This window comes from Variovorax sp. RO1 (assembly GCF_002849325.1).
In the GTDB taxonomy this organism is placed as follows: domain Bacteria; phylum Pseudomonadota; class Gammaproteobacteria; order Burkholderiales; family Burkholderiaceae_C; genus Variovorax.
Window position 1 is genome coordinate 1,053,531 of the sequence record NZ_PKMT01000002.1, and the last position, 23,570, is coordinate 1,077,100.

The following is a 23,570-nucleotide window of genomic DNA, read 5'->3' on the forward strand; positions in this document are numbered from 1 at the left end:
CGACGCGCGCTTCAGCAAACGCTGAAGCGGTGCTCGGTCGTGCTGGCGAACACCTCGCCGGGGCGCAGCACGGTCGACGCAAACGCCGGCTGGTTCGGCGCATCGGGAAAGTGCTGCGTCTCCAGGCACAGGCCGTCGCCCTGGCGCAGGCTCGCGCCCGCGCCGCCGAGCAGGCTGCCGTCGAGGAAGTTGCCCGAATAGAACTGCACGCCGGGCTCGCTGGTGTGCACGTCCATCACGCGGCCCGAGTCCTCGTGCGCGAGACGCGCAGCAAGCGAAAGCCCCGTGCCGCTGCGATCAAGCACCCAGTTGTGGTCGTAGCCATGCGCGCGCAGCAACTGCTCGTGGCCTTCGCGGATGCGCTCGCCGATGCGCGTCGGCGTGCGGAAATCGAAAGGCGTTCCGGCCACCTCGCCCAGCCCGAGCGGAATGAGCGTGGTATCCACCGGGCAGTAGCGGCTCGCGGGAAGCGTGAGCACATGGTCCATCACCGAGCCGCTGCCGGCGAGATTGAAGTAGTCGTGGTGGCTCAGGTTCAGCACCGTCGGCCGGTCGGTGGTGGCGCGGTAGTCGATGCGCCAGGTGTTGGCCGTGGCACTCAGCGTGTAGCGCACCGTCAGCTGCACTTCGCCGGAGTAGCCTTCTTCGCCGTCGGCGCTGGTGTAGCGCAGCTCGAGGGCGAGCTCGTCGGGCACCGGCACGATCTCCCAGTAGCGCTTGCCGAAGCCCGTGGCGCCGCCGTGCAGCGTGTTCGGGCCGTCGTTCAGGCCCAGCTGTTGAGCGGTTCCGTCGAGCGTGAAGCGGCCCGCCGCGATGCGGTTGGCATAGCGGCCGACGATGGTGCCGAAGTGCGGATGCGGCTTCAGGTAGTCATCGAGCGACGGCAGCCCCAGCACCACGTTCGCGCTGCGCCCCTGCCGGTCAGGCACGTGCAGCGCGGTGACGATGCCGCCGAGGTTGATGGCGCTCAGGCGCAGGCCGTGGCCGTTGTCGAGCGTGTATTCGGTGACGGGGCGGCCGTCAGGCATGGCGCCGAACGGGCGCGAGGTGATGGGGTGGGTCATCGGGCTTGAGATTGCAGCGCCTCGCGCGCGCATTGCGATGCGGTGCGCAGGCCGATGCGGTCTTTGAGGTCGTGGAAGGTCGGCGGCTCGGCCGCATGCGTCATCACTTCGACGCGGTGGCCCGCCTTGCCCACCGCATCGGCAAAGCGCTGCTGCAGCACGAACGGCGTGTTGCGGTCGTCGGGGTTGCCGATCAGCACGATGCGCCGCTGCGGGTCGCGCGGGATGCCGGCCACATGGTCCAGCGGGTCGTAGACCTGCGTGCTGCCCGTGGTGTCGGTGCGCCCGTCCTTCGAGCGGCCGAGCCGCCGCGCGCGCTCGAGCAGGTCGAACGCGCCCGAGGTGAGCACCGCGCAGGCCACGCGCGTGCGCCCGAGCGTGAGCAGCGCGGCGCCGGCCGTGGCGCCGCCGCTGTGGCCGACGATCACCACGCGCTGCAGCCGGTGGCGCTGCATCAGCGCCTCGAGCGCCGCATCGAGCGCATGGAACTCCACCGCCTCGCGCCGCCGGCGGTGGTCGCCCGACGAGCCGTAGGTGCCAGGCCGCGCCATGAAGATCCACGGCATGCCGGCGCGATCGCTCGCGGCCTGCGCATCGAGCGTGCGCAGCGGTTCGGTGTTGCCGGGAATGCGCGTGGGCGATTGGTTCATCAGGCTGTCGCGGTCGCCCGAGAACTGCACGATGGCGATGCGCGCGTCGTCGATGTCGCGGCTCGCGAAGTAGCGGATGCACGACGGCCCCTCGACCGCCTGCACCCAGAGGAAGCCGGGACGGTCGGGGCAGTTGGCGCGCACGGCGGGCTGGTTCCAGTGCAGCAGCGCGCCCTCGGCCGACGCGGAGGCCACCGGCTCGCGGGGCGTTGGCGTTCTCGGCGCATCGACGCGCTGCGCGCAGGCCGTCTGCACGAGAACCAGCAGCAGGCAGGCCAGGCGTGCGCGCGACTTCATAGCTTTTGCAGCAGCTCGGGAATGAGGCCGAAGTCGGACGCCAGGCGGTCGCCCTTCACCAGCACCAGGTCGCCGTCGCGCAGGAAATCGCCGAGGTAGCCGGTGAGCTGCGCGGCGTCTTCGAAGTGCGGGCCGAGCAGCGCGGCCGGCACCTCTTCGCGCAGCCAGCGCATCTCGGCGCCGTGCGTCACGAGGTGCGCGATGCCCGACGCGAGCAGCGGCGCCGCCAGGCCGCGGTGCATGGCCTCGGCGTCCTTGTCGAGGTTGACGATGCGCCCGAGCACGCCGATCTTGCGCGTCACCGGCCCGTGCGCGGCGCGCTCGCAGGTGCGCACGAACTCCATCGCGTTGCGCATCGACATGACCTCGGCGCTCCAGCTGTCGTCGATGAGCGTGGCCTGCACGCCGCCCTGCGTGCGCAGCGGGCGCAGCTGCATCACCGAGGCCGGCAGGCGCACGAAAGGCATGCGCGCGCATGCGGCCTCGGCGTCGAAGCCTAACGCCAGCAGCGCGGCAAAGGCCAGCGCCGAATTGCGCACCAGCCCCTCGCTCGCGATCGGGAACAGGTACTCGACCGTGCGACCCGGCAGCGCAATGCGCACGCGGCAGCCGCCGTCGGGCTCGGGCCGGGTGTCGACGATGCGGATGTTGGCGTCGGGCCCGCTGCCCACGACCCAGATGGCGCCCGCCGTGCGCGCGGCCGCCTGCACCACCTGCATCAGGCAGGGAATGTGATCGGGCACGATGGCCACGCCGCCGGGTTCCAGCCCGAGGAAGATGCGCGACTTGTAGTCGGCCGTCTGTTCCACCGTGGTCGCGCGGTAGGTCTGCGACAGGCCGAGTTCGGTGAGGATGGCCACGTGCGGCCGCGCCACCAGCGAGATCGGACCGCGATCCATCCACAGCCCGCTCTGCGCCATCTCGAGCACGCACACGTCGGCATCGGCCGGCAGGCAGGCCAGCGTGGCCGGCACGCCGACGCGCGAGTTGTAGTTGTCGACGGTGGTGTGCACGCGCGCCGCCTCGGGCAGCAGGTCGCGCAGCATGGCGATGGTGGACGACTTGCCGACCGTGCCGGTCACGCCCACCACGCGCCCCTTGAAGCGCGCACGCGCGGCCACGCCCAGGTCGATCATGGCGCGGATCGGGTCGTCCACCTGCAGCAGCGGAAAGTCCGGATCGAGCCCGTCCACCGGGTGCGCGACCACGGCGCCCGCGAGCGCGCGCTGCAGCACGGGCAGGTCGTCGTGGCGGTCGGGGTTGTCAGCGCGCGGCTTGCTGTAGTTCTCGTGTCTGGCGAGCGTGCGGTAGTCCGACGCGATGAACAGCCCCGGCTTCGGCAGCAGTGCCATGTGCGTCGGCCCGCGCACCACGGCGTTCGCGACCCAACCCGGCGGCGGCGGCACGAGCCACTGCCCGCCGGTGACGCGCTGCAGCTCGTCGGCCGTCCACACGGGCGATGCCTGCGGTGCGGCGCCCGGACGCAGCGCCGCGAGCACGGGCGCGGGGCGCTCGGGCAGCGGCGTCGGTGCCTTCAGGCGCAGGCCGCACCACACGGGCAGGCGGCGCGCGGGCGGCAGATCGGGCAGCGCGCCGCGCACGCGCACTTCGATCTGCAGCACGTCGTTCTCGAGCAGGCCCAGGCGCGGCGCGCGCAGGCCGTAGCGGTCGCGGTAGATGCGCCCCGGCGTCCAGCGGCTGGTGGGCCACATCCAGTCGCAGGGGTCGTGGTCCATGGCCTCGCCCCAGGCCGGCATGGTGGTGCTGCGCATCGCCAGCGCGCGGAACTGCACGCGCAGGTCGACGCTCACGGGCGCATCGGCGGTCCAGTACGACTCGACCCACAGCAGGCGTCGCCCGACGATCTGCGTCGGTGCGCAGCGGATGCCCACGAGGCGCAACGGACCGATCTGGATCGGGCGCATCTGCGCGTCGGCCGGCACCGCATCGACCGACCACTCGGGCCGGGGCGCGAGCACGGGACCGACCAGCGCGGGCGGGCGCGACGCCGACAGTGGCGCCAGCGGCGGGCGGCCGGCCGGCGCGGTGCGTTCGGGCGGCGACAGCTGCAGGGCGCAGCGCCCGTCGGGTCGCGGCGTCATCTCGGTGCCGAGCGCACGGCACAGTTCAGCGAAGCGCGCGCTCGCGGCCTGCGCCGCCTCGCCCTCGCGCTGCTGCGAGAAACCGAAGCCCACGCCGACCGGCGTGAACACCACCTCTTCGACGCCGTGCGGTCCGAGGCGCAGCGAGAACACGCCGGAATCCCCGAGGTCACGGCGGATCGCGTCGAACAGCAGGTCGCCTGCGTCGTGCAGGATGGGCCGGCCCTGGTAGACCTCGATGCCTTGCAGCAGGTGGGCCGAGGTGCCGAGCACCGCGTCGGCGCCGGCCTCGACGATGGCATGGCCGACGGCGATCTCGGCGCGCGAAGGCGCGGTCTCCTGGTTATTGCCCCAGTGCACGGCCACCAGCACCACGTCGGCCTCACGGCGCGCGGCGGCGATGCGCGGCGCGAGCGTGGCGCGCCAGGCGGCCGGGTCGCTGAGCGGCAGCCAGGCCGCGCCGGGAAGCTTCGCGGTCGCGGCAAAGCTCGGCTGCGTGGCGTCGAGCGAGAACAGCGCCACACGCAACCCACCGGCCTGGCGGAAGGCGGGGCTCAACGCCGAATCGAGGTCGGGCCCGGTGCCGGCGAAGGCGATGGCGGCGGCGTTGAGCAGCCCGTGCTGCTCCAGCAGCGCTTCGGGGCCGTAGTCGCCGCTGTGGTTGTTGGCGGTGGCGACCATGTCGATGCCGGCCTCGGTCAGCACCGACAGCATCTCGGGCCGTGCGCGGTAGTAGTACGGGCAGCCCTCGTTCTTCTCGACGCCCTGCGCGCCCGTCGTGGCGACCACGCATTCGAGATTCACGATGCGCAGGTCGGCCTCGCGCAGCGCGGGGATGTCGCCGAGCATGCGCGCAGGGCCACCCAGCTCGTGCATGCGGTAGTGCTGGCGGCGGCTCAGGTTGACGTCGCCGCCCCACAGCACGACGCCCTCGAGGCCGCGCGGCGCAACCGGCTCGGCCACGGCTTGCGAGAGCTGCGCGCTCTGCTGCTGCGCCTCGCGCGCTTCGAGCAGCCGGTGGTAGGCCACATAGCCCGACAGGTAGTGCTCCACGTCGTCGATGCGCACGCGGAAGCTGTGGTGCTTGATGAAGAACGAGCCCGCGATGCGGTCGGGGTGGCGGAAGAACATCGCCAGCTCGGGCCAGAAGTGGCCGTTGGCGAGGTAGCGCGCGCGGTGCTCCAGCGCGCGGTCGAACTTGTGGCGGTCGAGCCCCGCGAGCAGCGGGCGCAGCGCCGGGTCGGCTTCAAGCCGCAGCACCATCTCGCGCGCAGCCATCATCAGCTCAAGCAGCGTGGGGAAGGTGGTGATGCGCTCCAGCACGAAGTCCAGGTGGCCCGCCATGTTCTGCAGGCCGAACTGGTAGTAGCGCGTTTCGGGCTTGAAGCGCGTGAGCTCGTTGACGCAGTAGCTCAGCCAGTGGTCGTGCGCGCGCCAGTGGCCCGCCGCGATGAAATGCTCGAAGGCTTTTTCGACCACCGCGAGCCAGCGCGCATCGCGCGTGAGGCCGTACAGCCGCATCAAACCGAAGGCCGCTTCGCCGTCGTAATAGATGATGCGAAAGGGCTCCTTCACGTCGAGCCCCGGGTGGTTGAGCACGTGCACGAAGCGGCCGGTCTGCGCGTCCTGCATGGAGCGGATGCCGAGCGCGAGCTGCTCCATCAGCGGCTGGTACTGCGCATCGCCGGTGAGTTCGGTGTATTTCACGAAGGCCAGCAGGCACACGGCATTGCCGCCGAGCTTGATCTCGTTGCCGACATCGACCAGGAACGCGGCCTGCGTGCCGTCGGGCAGCGTGGCGCGGCGGATCAGCCGCTGGCTCAGGAAGCCCAGCGCGCGATCGATGGCAGCCTTCTGCGCATCGCTGCGCGTGAGCTCCCAGCCTTCGAGCATGGCGTAGGTCGAGCTGGCGTGGCGCAGCGTGTTGTAGGTGGGAATCGCGCGGTCGAAGCACGGGAACCAGCCGTAGTGGAACTCGCCCGTGGGCTTGACCTGCTCGGCCAGGTAGTCGCTCGCCGAATCGACCAGCGCACGCACCTGTTGTGCGTTCCAGTCGGTGAGCGTGCGAAAGCCCGCGGCCTGCCCTTCGGCCGTCAGTGGCCAGGCGCCGTCGACGTCGACATACACGGCGCGCGTGGTGAAGCACCACACGGGCGCGGCGTCGTCGGTGGGAAAGTCGCGCTCCTCGCCGAAGCGCCGCTGGGTGTGGGTGCGCAGGTTGCCGTTGTTGGGCTCCGCGTGGTCGACCGTGCCGTTGTAGAGCACGGCGCTGCCGTGCATCTCTTGTGCGAGCAGCGCGGTGTCGAAAAGCGCGTCGAGCGCGATGCCTTCGTTGAAGTAGTTGCGCTTGGTCTGTGCCAGCCGCGCCTTCAGTTCGCCCCAGGTCATCGGCGTGCTGCGCTCGACGATCTCCGCGCGCAGCCGCTGCGCGGGCCGCTCGGCGCGCTTCGCCTTCACGGCCAGCGCTTCGGCGGCGGCCTGCCACGCGGCCTCGGTGTCGGGCCCGCGACCCATGACGACGCGGGCGCGGCTCTCGCCCTCGCCGATGGCGAGGAACACCACGCACCCGGCTTCGTCGGTGGCGGGTACGGCCGGGGGCAGCGCCCCGTCCGGGGTGGCCAGGGCCTGCCTGGCGCGGTTCAACAGATCGGCGAGGGGAACGGGAGCTTGGTGAGTCATGCGCCGCGAATGATGACAGGCCCCGGCGCGGCCTGCCACTGCGGAAATCCGGGGCGCATCAGGTCCGGGTCAGGCCCAGGCGTCGAACACCGCGCCGCGCACGGCCTCGACCGCCGCCGAGCGCTCGCCGCCGGCCGGCGCGAGCCAGCACAGCCACGTGTGTGAGCGCCAACCGTTCCAGATCTTCAGTTCGCCCTGGCGCTCGCCCTGCTCGGCCTGGTCGAGCCGCATCAGGCCCGCGCCCATGCCGCTGGCGACCATGCTGCGGATGGCGCTCTCGCCGTCGGCAGTGACGCCCTGGCGGTAGTCGCGCCCGGCCGAAGCGAACAGTTTTTCGAGGTGCGCGCGCAGGATGCACGAAGGCGGCGTGCCGACCCAGGTCAGGTCGGTGAGCTGGTCGAGCGTGAGCTCGGGATGCGCCTGCGCCACGGCCAGCGGCAGGCCCACGGCCAGGTCGACCACGCCCAGGCGCCGCAGCTCGAAGCCTTCGAGCCGCTCGGCGTCGCTGAGCACATAGGCGCAGTCGAGTTCGCCGCGCTGCACGGCCGCCAGGGTTTCGTACGACAGCCCCTGCTTGAGTTGCAGCGTGACCTGCGGGTGCTGCTGCGCCAGCGTGACCAGCACGCTGCCCAGCCGCAGCGCCACCGGATCGACCACCGTGCCGAAGCGCACCACGCCCTGCGCCGCGCCGCGCAGCTGGTCGGCGGCCGACTGCATGCGCATCGCGGACGCCAAGGTGCGCTCGGCCTCTTCGAGCAGGCGCTGGCCGGCCGCGGTGGGCGACATGCCGCGCGGCGTGCGCTCGAACAGGCGCACGCCAAGCTCGTCTTCCAGCGCCTTGAGCTGCGCGCTGGCGGCCGGCGCGCTGGTGAACACGCGCTCGGCGGCGCGAGTGAGGTTGCCCTCCTTCGCGATGGCGACGAAGGTCTTCAGTTGGTACAGCTCCATGACCGCGGATTGTGAGCGCGTGCGGCGCGGCCGTCCGTTCGCTTTTTCGGAAGCCCCTGTCCAAAGAAACGAATGGTCTTCGCGGCGAGGCGTCCCCATCCTTCAGGCCACGCACTTCGCTGTTTCCTTGAAAGGTCTTCCCGTGTCCTCCCCTTCCTCACGCCTGCCGGGCATTGCGGCCCTGCTCTTCGCCACCGCCAGCTGGGGCAGCCTGTTCCTCGTCGGCAAGGGGGTGCTGCACCACGTGGCGCCCGTGTGGCTCACGCTCATTCGCTACACCCTGTCGGCGCTCGTGTTCGCCGCGCTGCTGGGCCTGCGCGGCGCCGGCGGCTGGCACAAGCTGCGGCGGCATGCGGTGCCGCTGGCGCTGCACGGCTTTGCGGGCTTCGGCGTGTTCAGCATCCTGCTGTTCATCGGGCTCTCGCACTCGGAGCCTTCGCACGGCGCGGTGCTGATCGCGACCACGCCGATCACCACGCAGCTGCTGCGCTGGTGGCTCGACGGCGTGCGCCCGACGCGCACCACCTTGTTGACCGCTGCGCTGGCGCTGGCCGGCGTGGCGACGGTGGCCGGGCTGCTGTCGCCCGGCGGCGCGGCGCTGTCGCACGACTCGCTGTTCGGCGACGCCATCGCCTTCGTCGGCACGCTGGGCTGGGTCTTCTACACGCGCGGCGCGGCGCACTTTCCCACGCTCGACACGGTGGAATACACCGCGCTCACGGTGCTGGCCTCGTGGCCGCTGCTGCTGGCCGTGGCGGTGGGCATGACCGCGCTGGGCGCATCACCCGCGCCCAGCGCGCAGGGGCTGCGCCTGTCGTGGCAGGTGCTGCTGTACGCGGGGCTGGTGCCGTCGGCGCTCGCGGTGCTGGCCTTCAACCACGGCGTGCGCGCCCTCGGCGCGGTCACGGGCACGGCCTTCCTGAACTTCGTGCCGGTGTCGACGCTGCTGATGGGCGTGGCACTGGGCAAGCCGCCCGCCACCCACGAGATCGTCGGCGTGGCGATGGTGGTGGCGGCGCTGCTGTTGCATGTGATGGCGGCGAAGCGGGCGGCGACGCCGGTGGCTGCGGTCCGTGCACCGGCGCAGCGCACCTGCGGCGTCACGCCCTGAGCAGCACGCGGACCGTCAGCCCTCGGCGCGGTTGCGCCGGAAGATCGCGTAGTTGCCGTTCGCATGCCCCACGAGCACGTCGCCCACGTACAGCCGCGACTCCAGGTTGGCGACGGTGCGCCCGCGGTTGAGCAGCGTGGTCTTGCAGACGACCTTGCCCTCGAACACGGGCTTGAAGTAGTTCATCTTGATCTCGATGGTGGCGCAGATCTCGCCTGCCTCAAGCGTGGGGTACAGCGCCGTGCCCATGCCCGTGTCGGCCAGCGCGTAGAGCACGGCGCCGTGCACCACCTCGTGCGGGTTCAGGTGCTGCGGCGCGACGACCAGCGTCATGGTGCTGGCGCCTGCGGTGGCTTGCTCGCAGTGCAGGTCGATCAGTTCGGCGAAGGGGTGTTTCATGGCGATGCGGAATGAAAGGGCTGGCCGACTGTAGACCGCACGGCCGTCAGTCGCCGAGCGCGCGGTAGAAGTAGGTGGTGCCGCACGGCGTGCCGTCGGGCAGCAACGCGTAGCCGGGGATGGTGCCCACGCGCTGCCAGCCGCAGCGGGTGTACAGCCGCTCGGCCTCGGGGCTGGAGGTGTCGAGCACCAGCAGGGTCTTGCCGTGGTCGCGTGCGCGCTGTTCGGCGCCCTTCATCAGCAGCGCGCCCAGGCCGAGCCGGCGTGCGCGGCGGTGCACCAGCATCTTCGCGACCTCGCCGCGGTGCGGCTGGTTCTCGGGCTGCGCCAGCACCAGCTGCACGGTGCCGACGATGCCTTCGTCGTCCTCGGCCACGAGCAGCTCGCGCTCGCCGCGCGCCACGCCGTCGGCCACGTGGCGCCAGAAGGCCCGCGCGCGCTCGGGCGTGAGCGGCTGCATGAAGCTCACCGAGGCGCCGCCCGCTACGCAATCGACGAGCACATCGGCCAGGGCGTTCAGCTCGGCCTCGCTGACGGTGGACAGGGCGCGCAGGCGCGGGGTGGTGGTGGCAGCAGTCATGGTCATTTCCTGTTCGGTGCGTGAGCGGGCGCGCTGGTGATGACGACCGCGTAGCGCGCCGTCTCGCGGGTGGGGTTGTGATAGCTCGTCGGCTGGTCGAGCACGAGCGCGAGGCAGTCGCCGGCGTCGAGCCGGTACTGCTGGTCGCCGACCGCGAGTTCGATGCAGCCTTCGAGCACCCACACCTGCTGGTGGATGCGCGGCTCGCGCGCGCCGGTTTCGTAGGCCACGCGCGCGCCGGGCGGAAACAGCACCTCGACGATCTGGATCGGCGAGGCGTCGCCGCCGGCGGAGACGTTGCGGCGCAGGTAGCCCGAATGCGGATCGCGCCATTCGAGCTGGTCGGCGCGGCGCGACACCGGGCTGGCCGTGGGCGCATCGGGCTCGAACAGCGAGGCCAGCGGCACGCCGAGGCCGGTCGCGAGTTTTTCGAGCAGCACGGCGGTCGGACTGCTCTCGCCGCGCTCGATCAGAGAGATCATCGAGCGGCTGACGCCGCAGTGCGTGGCCAGGGTATCGAGCGAGAGGTCGCGTGCGGCGCGCAGTGCGCGCACGCGCTGGGCGATGCGGTCGTTGAGGCTGGGGGCTGAACCTGATTCTTCTTTCATATTGGATGAAATATCCAATGAAATAGAAATTCAGTCAACCCCGGGTGAAAGCGTGCGGTCGCGACCCTCGGAGACTTGTTCGTCGAAGTGACTGTTATTTGGAGAAATATTCATGCCTATCGCTGAAATCATCCAACACATCACCACCACCGACGCACCATGAGCGCCAACGATCCCGCCCCCCTGCCCTCGCGTTTCGCCACCTTCGCCGACGGCCCCGCCGCGCCGTCCGCGCTGCGCTCCCGCATCACCGCCGCCTGCCGGCCGCCCGAAGCCGAGGCGCTGCAGCCGCTGCTCGACCAGGCCCGGCTGCCCGTCGGCCAGGCCGACGAAGCCCACGCCCTCGCCCATCGCATCGCGCACCAGCTGCGCCAGCGCAAGAACGGCGGCGGACGCTCGGGCCTCGTGCAGGGCCTGCTGCAGGAGTACGCGCTGTCGTCGCAGGAAGGCGTGGCGCTGATGTGCCTGGCCGAGGCGCTGCTGCGCATTCCCGACGCCGACACGCGCGACGCGCTCATCCGCGACAAGATCGCGCAGGGCCAGTGGCAGGCGCACGCGGGGCACAGCCCGTCGGTGTTCGTCAACGCCGCGACCTGGGGCCTGCTGCTCACGGGCAAGCTGGTGGCCACGCACAGCGAGACGGGCCTGTCGGCCACGCTCACGCGGCTGATCGGCAAGGGCGGCGAGCCGCTGATCCGCAAGGGCGTCGACATGGCGATGCGCATGATGGGCGAGCAGTTCGTCACCGGCGAAACCATCGGCCAGGCGCTGGCGCATGCGCGCACGCTCGAGGCGCAGGGCTTTCGCTATTCGTACGACATGCTCGGCGAGGCCGCGCTCACGGCCGACGACGCGCGCCGCTACCGCGCTGCCTACGAAGACGCGATCCACGCCATCGGCCGTGCTTCGAACGGGCGCGGCGTGTACGGCGGGCCGGGCATCTCGATCAAGCTCTCCGCGCTGCACCCGCGCTACAGCCGCGCGCAGTACACGCGCGTGATGGCCGAGCTGTACCCGGTGCTGCGCGACCTGGCGCTGCTGGCACTGCATTACGACATCGGCCTGAACATCGACGCCGAAGAAGCCGACCGGCTCGAGCTCTCGCTCGACCTGCTGGAGCGCCTGTGCTTCGAGCCCGCGCTGGCGGGCTGGCAGGGCATCGGCTTCGTGGTGCAGGGTTACCAGAAGCGCTGCCCCTTCGTGATCGACTGGGTGATCGACCTCGCGCGCCGCAGCGGCCACCGGCTCATGGTGCGCCTCGTGAAGGGCGCTTACTGGGACAGCGAGATCAAGCGCGCGCAGCTCGACGGGCTGGCGGGCTACCCGGTCTACACGCGCAAGGCCTACACCGACGTGTCGTACCTGGCCTGCGCGCGCCGCCTGCTCGACGCACCCGACGCGGTGTACCCGCAGTTCGCCACGCACAACGCCCACACGCTGGCCGCGATCTACACGATGGCCGACCCGGCGCGCTACACGCCGGGCCAGTACGAATTCCAGTGCCTGCACGGCATGGGCGAACCGCTGTACGAGCAGGTCGTGGGCCCGCTCGGCCGGCCCTGCCGCATCTACGCGCCGGTGGGCACGCACGAGACGCTGCTGGCCTACCTGGTGCGGCGGCTGCTGGAGAACGGCGCGAACACCTCGTTCGTGAACCGCATCGCCGATGCGTCGATTCCGCTCGACACGCTGGTGGAAGACCCGGTCGCCACCGTCGAGCGCATGGCTGCAGAGGAAGGCGCGATGGGCCTGCCGCACGCGGCCATTCCGCTGCCGGCCGCACTCTACGGTGACCAGCGCGCGAACTCGCAAGGCCTCGACCTCGCGAGCGAAGACACGCTGCATGCGCTCGCCGCCACGCTGCAGGCCAGCGCGGCCGAACCCTGGCGCGCCACGCCGATGCTCGCGGCGCCACGCGCCGAAGACGAAGCCGCCCGCACCTGGGCCGACGTGCGCAACCCCGCCGACCGCCGCGACCTCGTCGGGCAGGTGCAGGACGCGGTGCCGGGCGACGTCGCCTCGGCCATTGCACAGGCCGAAGGCATCGCCACCGCATGGGCCGCCACGCCGCCCACCGAGCGCGCCGCCGCCCTCGACCGCGCCGCCGCATCGCTCGAAGCGCAGCAGCCGCGCCTGCTCGGCCTGTTGATGCGCGAGGCCGGCAAGAGCAGCGCCAATGCCATCGCCGAGGTGCGCGAAGCGGTCGACTTTTTGCGCTACTACGCGGCGCAGGCGCGCACCGATTTCGCCAACGCCACGCACCGCCCGCTCGGGCCGGTGGTGTGCATCAGCCCGTGGAACTTTCCGCTCGCGATCTTCACCGGCCAGGTGGCCGCCGCGCTCGCCGCCGGCAACCCGGTGCTGGCCAAGCCGGCCGAGCAGACGCCGCTGGTCGCCGCCGAAGCCGTGCGCGTGCTGTGGGAGGCCGGCGTGCCGCGCGCGGCGGTGCAGTTGCTGCCGGGCCGCGGCGAGACCGTCGGTGCTGCGCTGGTCGGCGACGCGCGCGTGCAGGGCGTGATGTTCACGGGCTCGACCGAGGTCGCGCGCCTGCTGCAGAAGACGCTGTCGACGCGCCTCGGTGCACACGGCGCGCCGGTGCCGTTGATCGCCGAGACCGGCGGGCAGAACGCGATGATCGTCGACTCGTCCGCGCTGGTGGAACAGGTGGTGGCCGACGTGATGGCCTCGGCCTTCGACAGCGCGGGCCAGCGTTGCTCGGCACTGCGCGTGCTGTGCGTGCAGGAAGAAGCGGCCGACCGCCTCGTCGCGATGCTGCAGGGCGCGATGGCCGAGAACTGCATCGGCAACCCCGCGCGGCTCGCGGTGGACGTGGGCCCCGTCATCGACGACGAGGCGCGCGACGGCATCGAGCGCCACATCGCCGGCATGCGCGGGCGCGGCCGGCGCGTGTTCCGCCAGGGCCGCGAGTTCGGCCACGACACACGCCACGGCACCTTCGTGCTGCCCACGCTGATCGAGCTCGACCACCTGGGCGAGCTGGAGCGCGAGGTGTTCGGCCCCGTGCTGCACCTGCTGCGCTACCGCCGCCGCGACCTCGGTGCGCTCATCGGCCAGATCAACGGCAGCGGCTACGGCCTCACGCTGGGCGTGCACACGCGCATCGACGAGACCATCGCGCAGGTGGTGGCGCAGGCGCAGGCCGGCAATGTCTACGTGAACCGCAACATGGTCGGCGCGGTGGTGGGCGTGCAGCCTTTCGGCGGCGAAGGGCTGTCGGGCACGGGGCCGAAGGCCGGCGGGCCGCTGTACATGGCGCGCCTGCTGTCGGCACGGCCTGACGATGTGCTCGCGCGCGCCGTGGCCGACGGCGACGAAACCGCTGCGCCTTCCCACGGCCTCGCAGCACTCGAAGGCTGGGCGCGCGACACGGACCGCGACGCACTCGCCGCGCAGTGCCGTCGCTTCGCCGGCCTTGCGCCCGTGGGCCGCGCGCGCACGCTGGCCGGCCCGACCGGCGAGCGCAACGTCTACACGCTGCAGCCGCGCGAGGCCGTGCTGTGCCTTGCCGATGCAGAGGCCGACCGGCTCGTGCAACTGGCGGCCGTGCTGTCGGTCGGCAGCACCGCCATCTGGCCGGCCGATGCGCCCGGCGCGCACACGCTGCTGGCCGCGCTGCCCGACGAAGCGCGCCACGCGGTCGTGCTCGCCAACGACTGGCGCGCACCCACCGTGGTGTTCGATGCCGCGCTGCACCACGGCGACGCAGGCCATCTCGCGAGCGTGCTGCAGCAGGTGGCGGCGCGGCCCGGCCCCATCGTCGGCGTGCGCGGCTTCGCGCCGGGCGACACCGGCATCCCGCTCGAAAGCCTGGTGCTGGAACGCGCGCTGAGCGTCAACACCGCCGCGGCCGGTGGGAACGCGAGCCTGATGACGATCGGGTGAACGGGCTTATTTGTCGAACGCCGGATCGATCGGTACTCGGTAGCCATTGACCAGCCGGTTCGTCTCGTTCGCCATGCCGACCACGGCCATCAGTTCGGCGAACATGGCCGGCGTCATGCCGGCCTTTTCCGCGCCCGCGTGGTGGCTCGCGATGCAGTAGCCGCAGTTGTTGGTGACGCTCACCGCCAGATAGATCATTTCCTTCACCACCGGGTCGAGCGCGCCCGGTGCCATCACCTCCTTGAGGCTGGCCCAGGTGCGCTTCAGCGTGGCCGGGTCGTTGGCCAGATACTTCCAGAAATTGTTGACGTCGGGCACGTTGCGCGACGCCTTGATGTCGTCGAACACCGCGCGGACTTCGTCGGAAGCGGCGGCGTGCTCGATGGGCTGGGGTTTCATGCGATCTCCTGAGGGAAGTGTGAATGCGGGTTGGAAAGCAACATTTGCTTTCGGTACCTTCACATTTATTGTGAATTAGGTCCTAGGTTCGCGCGGCCTCCGATTCATACAGTCGAAGCGTCACACATCAAGCGCGCCATCAGGCGCCATCTCAGGGAGCAGAGAGAACCATGGAACACGTCATCCAGCACGTGGGGATCGGTGCGCGCGTCGCATTCGTCCACAAGAAGAAAACCCAAGGCATCGCGGGCGCCGTGCTCGCACTGGCCGCCAGCCTCGCGGGACCATCGGCCTGGGCCGACGTGAGCCTGGGCGGCGCCAGCTACACCACCGGTTCGGGCGCGGTATGCAGCTCGGGCAGCGCCGGCCCGGCATGGGCCTGCCAGGTGCCCAACGGCAGCGGCGGCTTCGCGCTCATCACCGGCGTGCCGACCGACCCCGTCAATGGCGGCCCCGATGCCGCGGCCTTGCAGGGGATGGTGAGCGGCAACCTCGGCGGCGACGCCCTGCTGCTCGGCGGCACGTCTGCCAAGGCCACCGGCTTCGGCAGCGCGGCCGCGGGCTCCGACGCGCGCGCCACCGAAACCTACGCCACCGCCATCGGCTCCACCACCGTGGCCGCGGGCGTGAGCAGCACGGCCGTGGGCAACGTGGCGCAGGCCTTCGGCACCAACGCCACCGCCATCGGCGCCAACACCACCGCGGTGGCCACCAGCAGCCTGGCGGCGGGCGACCGCGCCACCGCGAGCGACATCAATTCGACTGCGCTCGGCGCCAACACGCAGGCGCGCAAGAAGAGCAGCCTCGCGGCCGGCGACAAGGCGATTGCCGACGGCATCAACGCCGCCGCGCTGGGTGCGAACACGCAGGCACTGGCCGACAGCGCCGTCGCCGTGGGCGACCGCGCCACCGCGAACGCCGAATCGGCCGTGGCCGTAGGGCGGCAGAGCACCGCATCGGCCGCGTCCGCAGTCGCGATCGGCACCGGTGCGACGGCCAGCGCGGACAACGGCGTGGCCCTGGGCGCCGGCGCGGTTGCTGATCGCACCGGCATGAGCGGCCAGAAGGAACGCTTCTCGAACATCGCCGTGGGCTCGACGCAGGGCGCGCTCTCGGTCGGCAGCGCGGGCGGCGAACGGCAGATCACCAACGTCGCGGGCGGCACGCAGGCGACCGACGCGGTCAACGTGCGCCAGCTGCAGGCGGTGCAGGCGGGCTCGGTCAACTACGTCACCAACGTGGACGGCAGCGTGAACCACAACCAGATCGTGCTGGGCAACGGACAGGCGCCGAACGGCACCACCGTGTCCAACGTGGCGCCCGGCGTGGCCGGCACGGATGCGGTCAACGTCAACCAATTGAACGCGCAGGGTGCGCAGTGGCGCGACGCCATCCGCCTGAACCAGCGCGACGCCAACGCCGGCACCGCCGGTGCGATGGCCATGGCGGGCATGCCGCAGGCCTACATGCCGGGCAAGAACATGCTCGCGGCGGGCGTGGCCGGCTACGAAGGCCAGAGCGCCGTCGCGCTGGGCTTCTCGAGCATCTCGGACAACGGCAAGTGGGTGATGAAGTTCACCGGCTCGGCCAACTCGCGCGGCAACGTCGGCGTGTCGGCTGGTGCGGGCTTCCAGTGGTGAGTTGCATGAGCCACAGAACCGCCATCGATCCAGTCCACAGGACTTCTTCTCTCATGACCCGCACCTTCTTCCCCATCGGCACGCTGTTGACCGTGCTGGCGCTCACCGGCTGCACCTCGTACGTGAGCCGCGGCATCGACAGCGACGGCAAGGCCACCGAACTCGTCTGGCCCGGCGCCGATCAACAGCAGACCTGGCAGACCGAAGGCAGCTTTCCGAACCGAGAGAACCTGCGCGCCATCGGCCCCGGTGCGACCAAGGATCAGCTCTACGCCCTCATCGGCCGCCCGCACTTCGACGAAGGCATGGCGGCCGTGCGCGAGTGGGACTACGTCTTCCACTTCCGCTCGGGCGGCGGCGCCACGAGCTGCCGCTACAAGGTGATCTTCGACACCGACTACAAGGCGCGCAGCTTCCACTGGAACCCGGCGATCTGCGCGGAACTGGCGAAGGGCTGATCAGCAGCCCTGCTGCTGCTGCGACGGTTCCGGCCGCCGCCACAGCCACGCCAGCACGACCGCCATCGACCCGATGGCGACACCCGCGAGCCACGGCTTGTGCGCGGTGAACACGATGACGACCGCGCAAAACGCCATCGCCGCGGTGGCGCTCCACTTCGCGCGGCGGCTCACGGTGCGGCCGTTTTCCCAGTTGCGCAGCAGCGGGCCGAAGAGCCGGTGGTTCAGCAGCCAGCGGTGCAGCCGCGGCGAGCTGCGCGCGGCGGCCCATGCGGCCATCAGCACGAAGACCGTGGTCGGCATGCCCGGCGCGACCACGCCGATGGCGGCCAGCACGAGGCACAGCACGGCAAAGACCATCAGCAGCCAACGCACGACGAGCGGCAACGGCCGGGGCTCGACAACAGCGGGCGGGTTGTGGTGAGGGTCTTCGTCGGGCGTCACGAGACGATTGTCTTTCTTTCTCCTTCGCCCCACGGACGCGCTTGATTCAGATCAAGCGCGTGCGGGTTTCGCCTGCCGATACTGGACTTTTACATCCACCTGCAAAGTTCTGAAGACCATGGCCCACCTTGTATGGAAGACCGAGCTCAATACGGGGATCCATGAGATCGACACGCAGCACCAGCGCATCGTCCAGTACATCAACGCGCTGGACGACGCCCGGCGCACCAACGACCGCAAGGTCGTGGGCCGGATCATCGAAGAGACCATCGACTACACCGCCTCGCACTTCGCATTCGAGGAGGCCATGATCGAGGACGCAGGCTACCCCTTCTCGGGCCCGCACCGGAAGGTGCACGAGATCTTCGTGCGCCGCGTCACCGAATTCCGCGCCCGCTTTGAATGCGGCGAAGAGGTGCTGGCGGAGCTGCACGACATGCTGTCGCGGTGGCTGTTCAATCACATCCGCCATGAAGATGGCGCGTATGTGGCGACGGTGAAAGCGCACCTTCGAACGACGGATTCATCGGCCGAAGTCCTCGTGCATGCGCAGGTCCGCCAGGCGGTGCAGCAAGGCGGGGCCGCGGGGCAGGTCAAGCTCGGATGGATGCGGCGACTGTTCGGCGGATGACGCGCCGCAGCCGCGTCACTCCTCCACGAAGGCTTCTTCGCGCTTGGCCTTCACCGAAGGCAGGAGCACCACGATGAGCAGCAGCGCCGCCGCAGCCAGCAGCCCCGCCGACAGCGGGCGCATGACGAACACGCTCCAGTCGCCGCGCGACAACAGCAGTGCGCGGCGCAGGTTCTCTTCCATCATCGGCCCGAGGATGAAGCCCAGCAGCAGCGGCGCGGGTTCGCACTTGAGCTTCAGGAACAGGTAGCCCACGATGCCGAAGATCGCGACCATCCACACGTCGAAGGTGTTGTTGTTCTCGGAGTACACGCCCACCGCGCAGAACAGCACGATCGACGGAAAGAGCCACTTGTAGGGAATGGTCAGCAGCTTGATCCAGATGCCGATCATCGGCAGGTTCAGCACGATGAGCATCAGGTTGCCGATCCACATCGAGGCGATCAGGCCCCAGAACAGCTCGGGGTTGCTGGTCATCACCTGCGGACCCGGCTGGATGTTGTGGATCGTCATGGCACCGACCATCAACGCCATCACGGCGTTGGGCGGAATGCCCAGCGTCAAGAGCGGAATGAACGACGTCTGCGCGCCCGCGTTGTTGGCCGACTCCGGGCCCGCCACGCCGCGGATGTTGCCCTTGCCGAAGGGCACCTCGCCCTGCTTGAGCTTGATGCGCTTCTCGATGGTGTAGGCCGCGAAGGCCGACAGCAGCGCGCCGCCGCCCGGCAGGATGCCCAGCGCAGAACCGAGTGCCGTGCCGCGCAGCACGGCAGGCGTCATGCGCTTGAAGTCTTCCTTGGTGGGCCACAGGCCCTTGACCTTGGCGGTGAACACCTCGCGCTCGTGCTCGGGCACCGCCAGGTTGGCAATGATCTCGCCGTAGCCGAACACGCCCATCGCAATCGCAATGAAGCCGATGCCGTCGGTGAGTTCAGGAATGTCGAAGCTGTAGCGCGCGACGCCCGAGTTGACGTCGGTGCCCACGAGGCCCAGTGCCAGCCCGAGCAGGATCATCGTGATGGCCTTGAGCAGCGAACCCGAGGCAAGCACCACGGCGCCGATCAGGCCCAGGATCATCAGCGAGAAGTATTCGGCCGGGCCGAACTTGAAGGCCAGCTCGGTCAACGGTGGCGCGAAAGCGGCAAGGATGAGCGTGCCGACGCAGCCTGCGAAGAACGAGCCTAAACCCGCCGCAGCGAGCGCCGGCCCGGCCCTCCCCTTGCGCGCCATCTGGTAGCCGTCGATCACGGTCACCACCGACGACGATTCACCCGGCAGGTTCACCAGGATCGCGGTGGTCGAGCCGCCGTACTGCGCGCCGTAGTAGATGCCCGCCAGCATGATCAGCGCCGACACGGGCGGCAGCGCGTACGTGGCAGGCAGCAGCATCGCGATGGTGGCCACGGGGCCGATGCCCGGCAGCACGCCGATCAGCGTGCCCAGCAAGCAGCCGACAAAGGCATAGACAAGGTTCTGCGCGGTGAAGGCCACGCCGAAGCCGATCGAAAGATTGGTAATCAGGTCCATTGTTCTCTTGGATTTCTTGTTGTTCTGCGCGGGTCAACCGGCGATGAAGGTGGGCCACACCTGGAACTGCAGCTTCAGCGCCACCACGAAGGCCAGGTAGCTGCCCAGCGCGAGCACGGTCGCCAGAAGGGTCACGCCCTTCCATCCGAAGCTGTCGCCCGCCAGGCTCGCAATGAAGGTCAGCGCATAGATCGCGACGATGAGCCCCATCGACGGCAAGCCGATGCTCGGCAGGCCGCCCAGCAGCACGCCGAAGACCAGGTTGGCGCCGATGATGAACAGCAGCGGCTTCCATGCGATGCGGCCCACGGGCTCGCCGTCGTCGGTCTCGACCGTGAGGGCCTTGAACGTGATCAGCACGCCCATGAAGGCGATGAGGATGCCCACGATGAGCGGAAAGTAGCCGGGGCCCATGCGGGCGCCGGTGCCCACGTTGTAGGTCGTGGCGCCCCATGCGAAGGCCACGCCGAAGGCGCTGAAAAGCACGCCCGAGCAGAAGTCTCTCTGACTCTTGATTCTCACCGTTGATGTCTCCTGGAACTGCGTTGATCGGCACACGATGTGCGTCAGCGATCCTAGGAATTCAGCGCCGCGGTGTGTATGAACAAAGCATTGCCGTTTGGCAATGTTCGGGGCGCAAGGAGACGGCGAAGGCCGCGCTCAGTCGTCGGCGGTCGGCAGGTCGATGCACGCGCGCAGGCCCGGGCCGGCATCGCCGAACTGCAGGCGCCCGCCATGCAGCGCCACCACCGCCTGCACGCTCGCAAGCCCCAGGCCATGGCCCGGCGTGCTGTGGTCCAGCCGATGGAAGCGCACGCCGAGATGCGCGTACTCGGCGCTCGGAATGCCGGGGCCGTCGTCCTGCACGACGAGCTGTGCACGCCCGTCGACCGTGTGCGTGCCGATGCGCACCGTGGCGCCTTCCCCACCGTACTTCAGCGCGTTGTCGAGCAGGTTGGCCGCCGCCCCCGCGAGCAGGTCTCGGTCGCCCAGCGCCACGGCGCGGTCGGCGGGCTCGCGCAGCAGCGTGATGCCCCGCATCTCGGCCACCGCCTCGTACAGCTCCGCCACGTCGTCGGCGATGACGTGCAGCGCCACCGGCGCGAACTGCTGGCGCCGCGCGCCGGCCTCGACCTCGGCGATCTGCAGCAGCTTCTCGAACATCACCGCCAGCTCCTCGAGCTCGCGGATGGCGGTGGCCACGGGCTCGCGCTGCGGGTGGTTTGCGTCGCCGAGCCCGAGCCCCGCTTCCACCGCACGCAGGCGCACCAGCACGCGCGTGAGCGGCGTGCGCAGGTCATGCGCGATGGTGTTCGACACATGGCGCACGCCGTCCATCAGCGACTGGATGCGGTCGAGCATCGCGTTGATGTCGCCCTCCAGCAGCGCGAACTCGTCCTCCTCGCCGGAAGGCGCCACGCGCTCCTGCAGCTCGCCGGCCGCGATGCGCGCGGCCGTGCGCCGCACCGCGCCCACGCTGCGCTCCAGCTCCTGGCGGAAGACAAAGGTGCCACCGATGAGCAGCAGCACCGCCACGATGCCCGCCGCCGCGCTGGCGCTGGCCACCAGCGATTCGATCGACTCCTGGTCGCGCAGGTCGTGCCCCACCACGAGCATGCCGCCGTCGGGCAGCGGACGCATCACGAGGTAGGCGATGACGGTCTGGCCCGCGCGCACCACGCGGCGGTGCACGCCGTCGCCCGCGTCGGGCGCCAGCGAGGGCATCTGGTCGAGGTTGCCCGCGCGCTTGTTTCCCTCGCGGTCGGTGAGCAGATAGATCTCGTTGTCGGAGTTGCGGCCGTCGGAGAGCGCGTGGGTGATCTCGCCCGCCACGCCCTCGGCGCCACGCGCTTCGTAGCGCACCACCAGCTGTTGCATGCTGGTCGCCACCTGACGCGCCATGCGCTGCTGCAGCACGCCCACGGTCTGCATGTAGACGATGGCCAGTGCGGCCAGCATCGTGATGGCGACCAGCAGGCCGTAGTAGAAGGCGAGCCGGAAGCCGACCGAGCGCCACAGCTGGCGCAGGGCCCGGGTCATTGCGGCGCGGCCAGCGTGTAGCCCACGCCGCGCACGGTGTGGATCAGCGTGGGCGCGCCGCCCGCATCGAGCTTGCCGCGCAGGCGGCTCACCTGCACGTCGATCACGTTGGTCTGCGGATCGAACTGGTAGTCCCACACGGCCTCGAGCAGCATGGTGCGCGTGACCACCTGCCCCGGATGCATCATGAGATAGGCCAGCAGCCTGAACTCGCGCGGCTGCAGCGCGATGGGCCGGCCGCCGCGCTCCACGTGGCGGCGCGCCAGGTCGAGCGTGAGGTCGGCCAGCTGCAGCGTGCGGATCTCGGGCCCGCTGCGCGAGCGCCGCACCAGCGCCTCGGCGCGCGCCGCGAGTTCGGAAAAGGCAAAGGGCTTGGCGAGGTAGTCGTCACCGCCGGCCTTGAGCCCGCGCACGCGCTCATCGAGCGCACTCAAGGCGCTGAGCACCAGCACCGGCGTCTTCTTGCCGAGGGCGCGCATCGTGGTGAGGATCGACAGGCCGTCCACGTCGTTGGGCAGCATGCGGTCGAGGATGACCAGGTCCCAGGTCTCGCCCGTGGCGCGCGCGAACGCATCCGCGCCGTCGCGGCTGATCACCGCCACATGGCCGAGCGAACGGAAGCCTTCGGCGATGTAGCGCGCGTTGTCGGCATCGTCCTCGACGATGAGGCAGTGCCAGATGACGGTGGGGCCGAGCACGTCAGTCGGTGCGGCCACGACAAGAAATACCCATGGATGACGGCACTGTTGGACTCATGTGGTGCCCCTGGGATGCAGGGGCTGCAACATAAATCCTAGCCCAGCTGGAAGCGGGAAAGGCCCGCGCTTCATTACCATTTGTCCATGAAGGCGGCGTGGCTGAGCTCACTCTCCGTTCACCAGAGACACCCCGTCCACCGGCTTGCGCATCCATTTCGCAAGGTCCACGCCCAACCCGTGAATCACTGCGTCCATTGCGCTGCATTCGGTCGTCTCCGCCGTGACATCGGCGTAGGGGGTGTGCACCTGGCGCAGGCCTTTGAATTGCGCAGTGGGCAGTCCCGGTCGTTCAAGCACCGCATGGATGACCACGATCGTGGGGCCACCGGCGCTGACGGTCACGATGTCCATGATTTCGATCTTCAGCCAAAGGGCGGCTTCCCTGCCGGTGGTACCCGGCTCGGGGCGCACCACGTCATACCGCGCCTTCAACTGATCCTGCACGGCCTGACGCAGCGGGTTCGGCACGCCGCACGCGTCATCGGATTCAGACATCTGGCGGCCCTGGTCATGCCCGTACGCGACGGGCGGCAGCACCACCGTGGTGTGGGCAGCAGGTGCGGGTGGCATTCGCTCGGGCGGCTGGGAATCGTGTGAACTGCAAGCAGCCAGAAGTGCGCTCGCCGCCATCGCGATGCACGTGTTGCGCACGAAGGCAGGCGAAATCTCTGCAGGCGCATTGGAGGTACAGCAGGCTGGCGGCATCAAGATGCGACTTGTTACATTAGTCTGGGGGTTGGAGGAATTTTTCAGGACCGACTACCTGCCGGCGATCGCCCGGCCAAAATCAACTATAAGGAAATATGCTACATGCAGACCATTAATTACAAAATGGAATACTCGATTCTCGAGTACGTTTTCGGCCTTATTGGCCCGGCAATCATCATTGCCGCCATTTTTTATCCGATTGCCGATCTGAAAATTGGAACCCTTCGGCTTCACCTGCCGACCGGCGTAGCCAATGGCGTTCTCATGTTGATCGGGGCGTATGTCACGTACCTTACGGTCGGAACACTTTTCAAGAAGCGCGCAGCCAACAGCCAGGGCGCCAGCATTGTTCTTGATGAAAAGAGCATGTCTTTCACGACCGTCAAGAAATTCTCGGGCGTGCTGACCACGGTGGGCTATGACGCCATCAACAAAGTCACCGTCACGGACATTCCGGAAACCTCGACATCGAGTGCAGAGAAAACAGTAGAAATCAGCACGCCGTCGATGGCCTCCAAGAAGCATGAATTCGATGCCATTCACATGGTGAAAGATTCCGACTTTGACGTTCTTGTGAATGCACTCAAGCATCGCGCCGTCAATGCCGCTTTCAAGCAAATCTGA

At 69.6% G+C, this 23,570-nt stretch carries 20 protein-coding genes; 6 read left to right on the forward strand and 14 right to left on the reverse strand.

Features of this window, described 5'->3' with window-relative positions:
* Nucleotides 1–11: 11 nt before the first annotated feature.
* The 4 genes from CY658_RS16005 to CY658_RS16020 all read right to left on the reverse strand — a co-directional run bounded on the left by CY658_RS16005 (nucleotide 12) and on the right by CY658_RS16020 (nucleotide 7,740).
* Nucleotides 12–1,064 (reverse strand): aldose epimerase family protein, encoded by a 1,053-nt coding sequence (locus tag CY658_RS16005; RefSeq protein ID WP_101491114.1) that lies wholly within the window; start codon nucleotides 1,062–1,064, stop codon nucleotides 12–14.
* Complete coding sequence (locus tag CY658_RS16010; protein ID WP_101491115.1) at nucleotides 1,061–2,011, reverse strand: alpha/beta hydrolase family protein; 951 nt, start codon at nucleotides 2,009–2,011, stop codon at nucleotides 1,061–1,063. Before CY658_RS16010 ends, CY658_RS16005 begins: the two co-directional genes overlap by 4 nt.
* Entirely contained in the window at nucleotides 2,008–6,792 is a 4,785-nt protein-coding gene (locus CY658_RS16015; RefSeq protein WP_101491116.1) for a CapA family protein, read from the reverse strand. The genes CY658_RS16010 and CY658_RS16015 overlap by 4 nt, the downstream gene beginning before the upstream one ends.
* Nucleotides 6,793–6,861: 69 nt before the next feature.
* The gene (locus CY658_RS16020) at nucleotides 6,862–7,740 is read right to left on the reverse strand and encodes a LysR family transcriptional regulator (protein ID WP_101491117.1); all 879 of its coding nucleotides are present in this window, start codon (nucleotides 7,738–7,740) and stop codon (nucleotides 6,862–6,864) included.
* Between the two features lie 142 nt (nucleotides 7,741–7,882).
* On the opposite strand from CY658_RS16020, the gene CY658_RS16025 reads away from it, so the two are divergent.
* Nucleotides 7,883–8,851 (forward strand): DMT family transporter, encoded by a 969-nt coding sequence (locus CY658_RS16025; protein ID WP_101491118.1) that lies wholly within the window; start codon nucleotides 7,883–7,885, stop codon nucleotides 8,849–8,851.
* A 15-nt stretch (nucleotides 8,852–8,866) separates the two neighbouring features.
* Here CY658_RS16025 and CY658_RS16030 read toward each other — a convergent pair whose 3' ends face one another.
* The 3 genes from CY658_RS16030 to CY658_RS16040 are packed head-to-tail and all read right to left on the reverse strand — an operon-like array spanning nucleotide 8,867 to nucleotide 10,438.
* Nucleotides 8,867–9,250, reverse strand: a complete 384-nt coding sequence (locus CY658_RS16030) for a PaaI family thioesterase (RefSeq protein WP_101491119.1) — start codon at nucleotides 9,248–9,250, stop codon at nucleotides 8,867–8,869.
* 46 nt (nucleotides 9,251–9,296) lie between these two features.
* On the reverse strand, nucleotides 9,297–9,836 hold the full coding sequence (locus CY658_RS16035) for a GNAT family N-acetyltransferase (protein WP_101491120.1): 540 nt from the start codon (nucleotides 9,834–9,836) through the stop codon (nucleotides 9,297–9,299).
* The gene (locus CY658_RS16040) at nucleotides 9,833–10,438 is read right to left on the reverse strand and encodes a helix-turn-helix domain-containing protein (RefSeq protein WP_101491121.1); all 606 of its coding nucleotides are present in this window, start codon (nucleotides 10,436–10,438) and stop codon (nucleotides 9,833–9,835) included. The genes CY658_RS16035 and CY658_RS16040 overlap by 4 nt, the downstream gene beginning before the upstream one ends.
* Before the next feature lie 159 nt (nucleotides 10,439–10,597).
* Between CY658_RS16040 and putA the strand changes: the two genes are divergently transcribed.
* Complete coding sequence (gene putA, locus CY658_RS16045) at nucleotides 10,598–14,341, forward strand: trifunctional transcriptional regulator/proline dehydrogenase/L-glutamate gamma-semialdehyde dehydrogenase (protein WP_101491122.1); 3,744 nt, start codon at nucleotides 10,598–10,600, stop codon at nucleotides 14,339–14,341.
* 6 nt (nucleotides 14,342–14,347) lie between these two features.
* Here putA and CY658_RS16050 read toward each other — a convergent pair whose 3' ends face one another.
* Nucleotides 14,348–14,740 (reverse strand): carboxymuconolactone decarboxylase family protein, encoded by a 393-nt coding sequence (locus tag CY658_RS16050; protein WP_062481171.1) that lies wholly within the window; start codon nucleotides 14,738–14,740, stop codon nucleotides 14,348–14,350.
* A gap of 170 nt (nucleotides 14,741–14,910) precedes the next feature.
* Between CY658_RS16050 and CY658_RS16055 the strand changes: the two genes are divergently transcribed.
* Both CY658_RS16055 and CY658_RS16060 read left to right on the forward strand, forming a co-directional pair.
* Nucleotides 14,911–16,380 carry a YadA family autotransporter adhesin gene (locus CY658_RS16055; protein WP_101491123.1) on the forward strand — a complete coding sequence of 490 codons (1,470 nt, stop codon included), beginning with the start codon at nucleotides 14,911–14,913 and terminating at the stop codon, nucleotides 16,378–16,380.
* Nucleotides 16,381–16,433: 53 nt separating this feature from the next.
* On the forward strand, nucleotides 16,434–16,838 hold the full coding sequence (locus tag CY658_RS16060) for an outer membrane protein assembly factor BamE (RefSeq protein ID WP_101491124.1): 405 nt from the start codon (nucleotides 16,434–16,436) through the stop codon (nucleotides 16,836–16,838).
* Here the strand turns inward: CY658_RS16060 and CY658_RS16065 are convergent, their stop codons facing one another.
* Nucleotides 16,839–17,282, reverse strand: a complete 444-nt coding sequence (locus tag CY658_RS16065) for a YbaN family protein (RefSeq protein WP_374221116.1) — start codon at nucleotides 17,280–17,282, stop codon at nucleotides 16,839–16,841.
* Between the two features lie 118 nt (nucleotides 17,283–17,400).
* Between CY658_RS16065 and CY658_RS16070 the strand changes: the two genes are divergently transcribed.
* Complete coding sequence (locus CY658_RS16070; RefSeq protein WP_101491125.1) at nucleotides 17,401–17,913, forward strand: bacteriohemerythrin; 513 nt, start codon at nucleotides 17,401–17,403, stop codon at nucleotides 17,911–17,913.
* A 15-nt stretch (nucleotides 17,914–17,928) separates the two neighbouring features.
* Here the strand turns inward: CY658_RS16070 and CY658_RS16075 are convergent, their stop codons facing one another.
* The 5 genes from CY658_RS16075 to CY658_RS16095 all read right to left on the reverse strand — a co-directional run bounded on the left by CY658_RS16075 (nucleotide 17,929) and on the right by CY658_RS16095 (nucleotide 22,778).
* On the reverse strand, nucleotides 17,929–19,440 hold the full coding sequence (locus tag CY658_RS16075; RefSeq protein WP_101491126.1) for a tripartite tricarboxylate transporter permease: 1,512 nt from the start codon (nucleotides 19,438–19,440) through the stop codon (nucleotides 17,929–17,931).
* Between the two features lie 33 nt (nucleotides 19,441–19,473).
* Nucleotides 19,474–19,962: a tripartite tricarboxylate transporter TctB family protein gene (locus tag CY658_RS16080; RefSeq protein ID WP_099795151.1), complete on the reverse strand. Its 489-nt coding sequence runs from the start codon at nucleotides 19,960–19,962 to the stop codon at nucleotides 19,474–19,476.
* A gap of 138 nt (nucleotides 19,963–20,100) precedes the next feature.
* Complete coding sequence (locus tag CY658_RS16085; RefSeq protein WP_101491127.1) at nucleotides 20,101–21,480, reverse strand: sensor histidine kinase; 1,380 nt, start codon at nucleotides 21,478–21,480, stop codon at nucleotides 20,101–20,103.
* Nucleotides 21,477–22,160, reverse strand: coding sequence for a response regulator transcription factor (locus tag CY658_RS16090; protein ID WP_099797390.1), 684 nt, complete (start codon nucleotides 22,158–22,160; stop codon nucleotides 21,477–21,479). The genes CY658_RS16085 and CY658_RS16090 overlap by 4 nt, the downstream gene beginning before the upstream one ends.
* A 183-nt stretch (nucleotides 22,161–22,343) precedes the next feature.
* A complete protein-coding gene (locus CY658_RS16095) occupies nucleotides 22,344–22,778 on the reverse strand; it encodes a hypothetical protein (RefSeq protein ID WP_101491128.1) in 435 nt (144 codons plus the stop codon).
* A gap of 270 nt (nucleotides 22,779–23,048) precedes the next feature.
* Between CY658_RS16095 and CY658_RS16100 the strand changes: the two genes are divergently transcribed.
* A complete protein-coding gene (locus CY658_RS16100) occupies nucleotides 23,049–23,570 on the forward strand; it encodes a hypothetical protein (RefSeq protein WP_101491129.1) in 522 nt (173 codons plus the stop codon).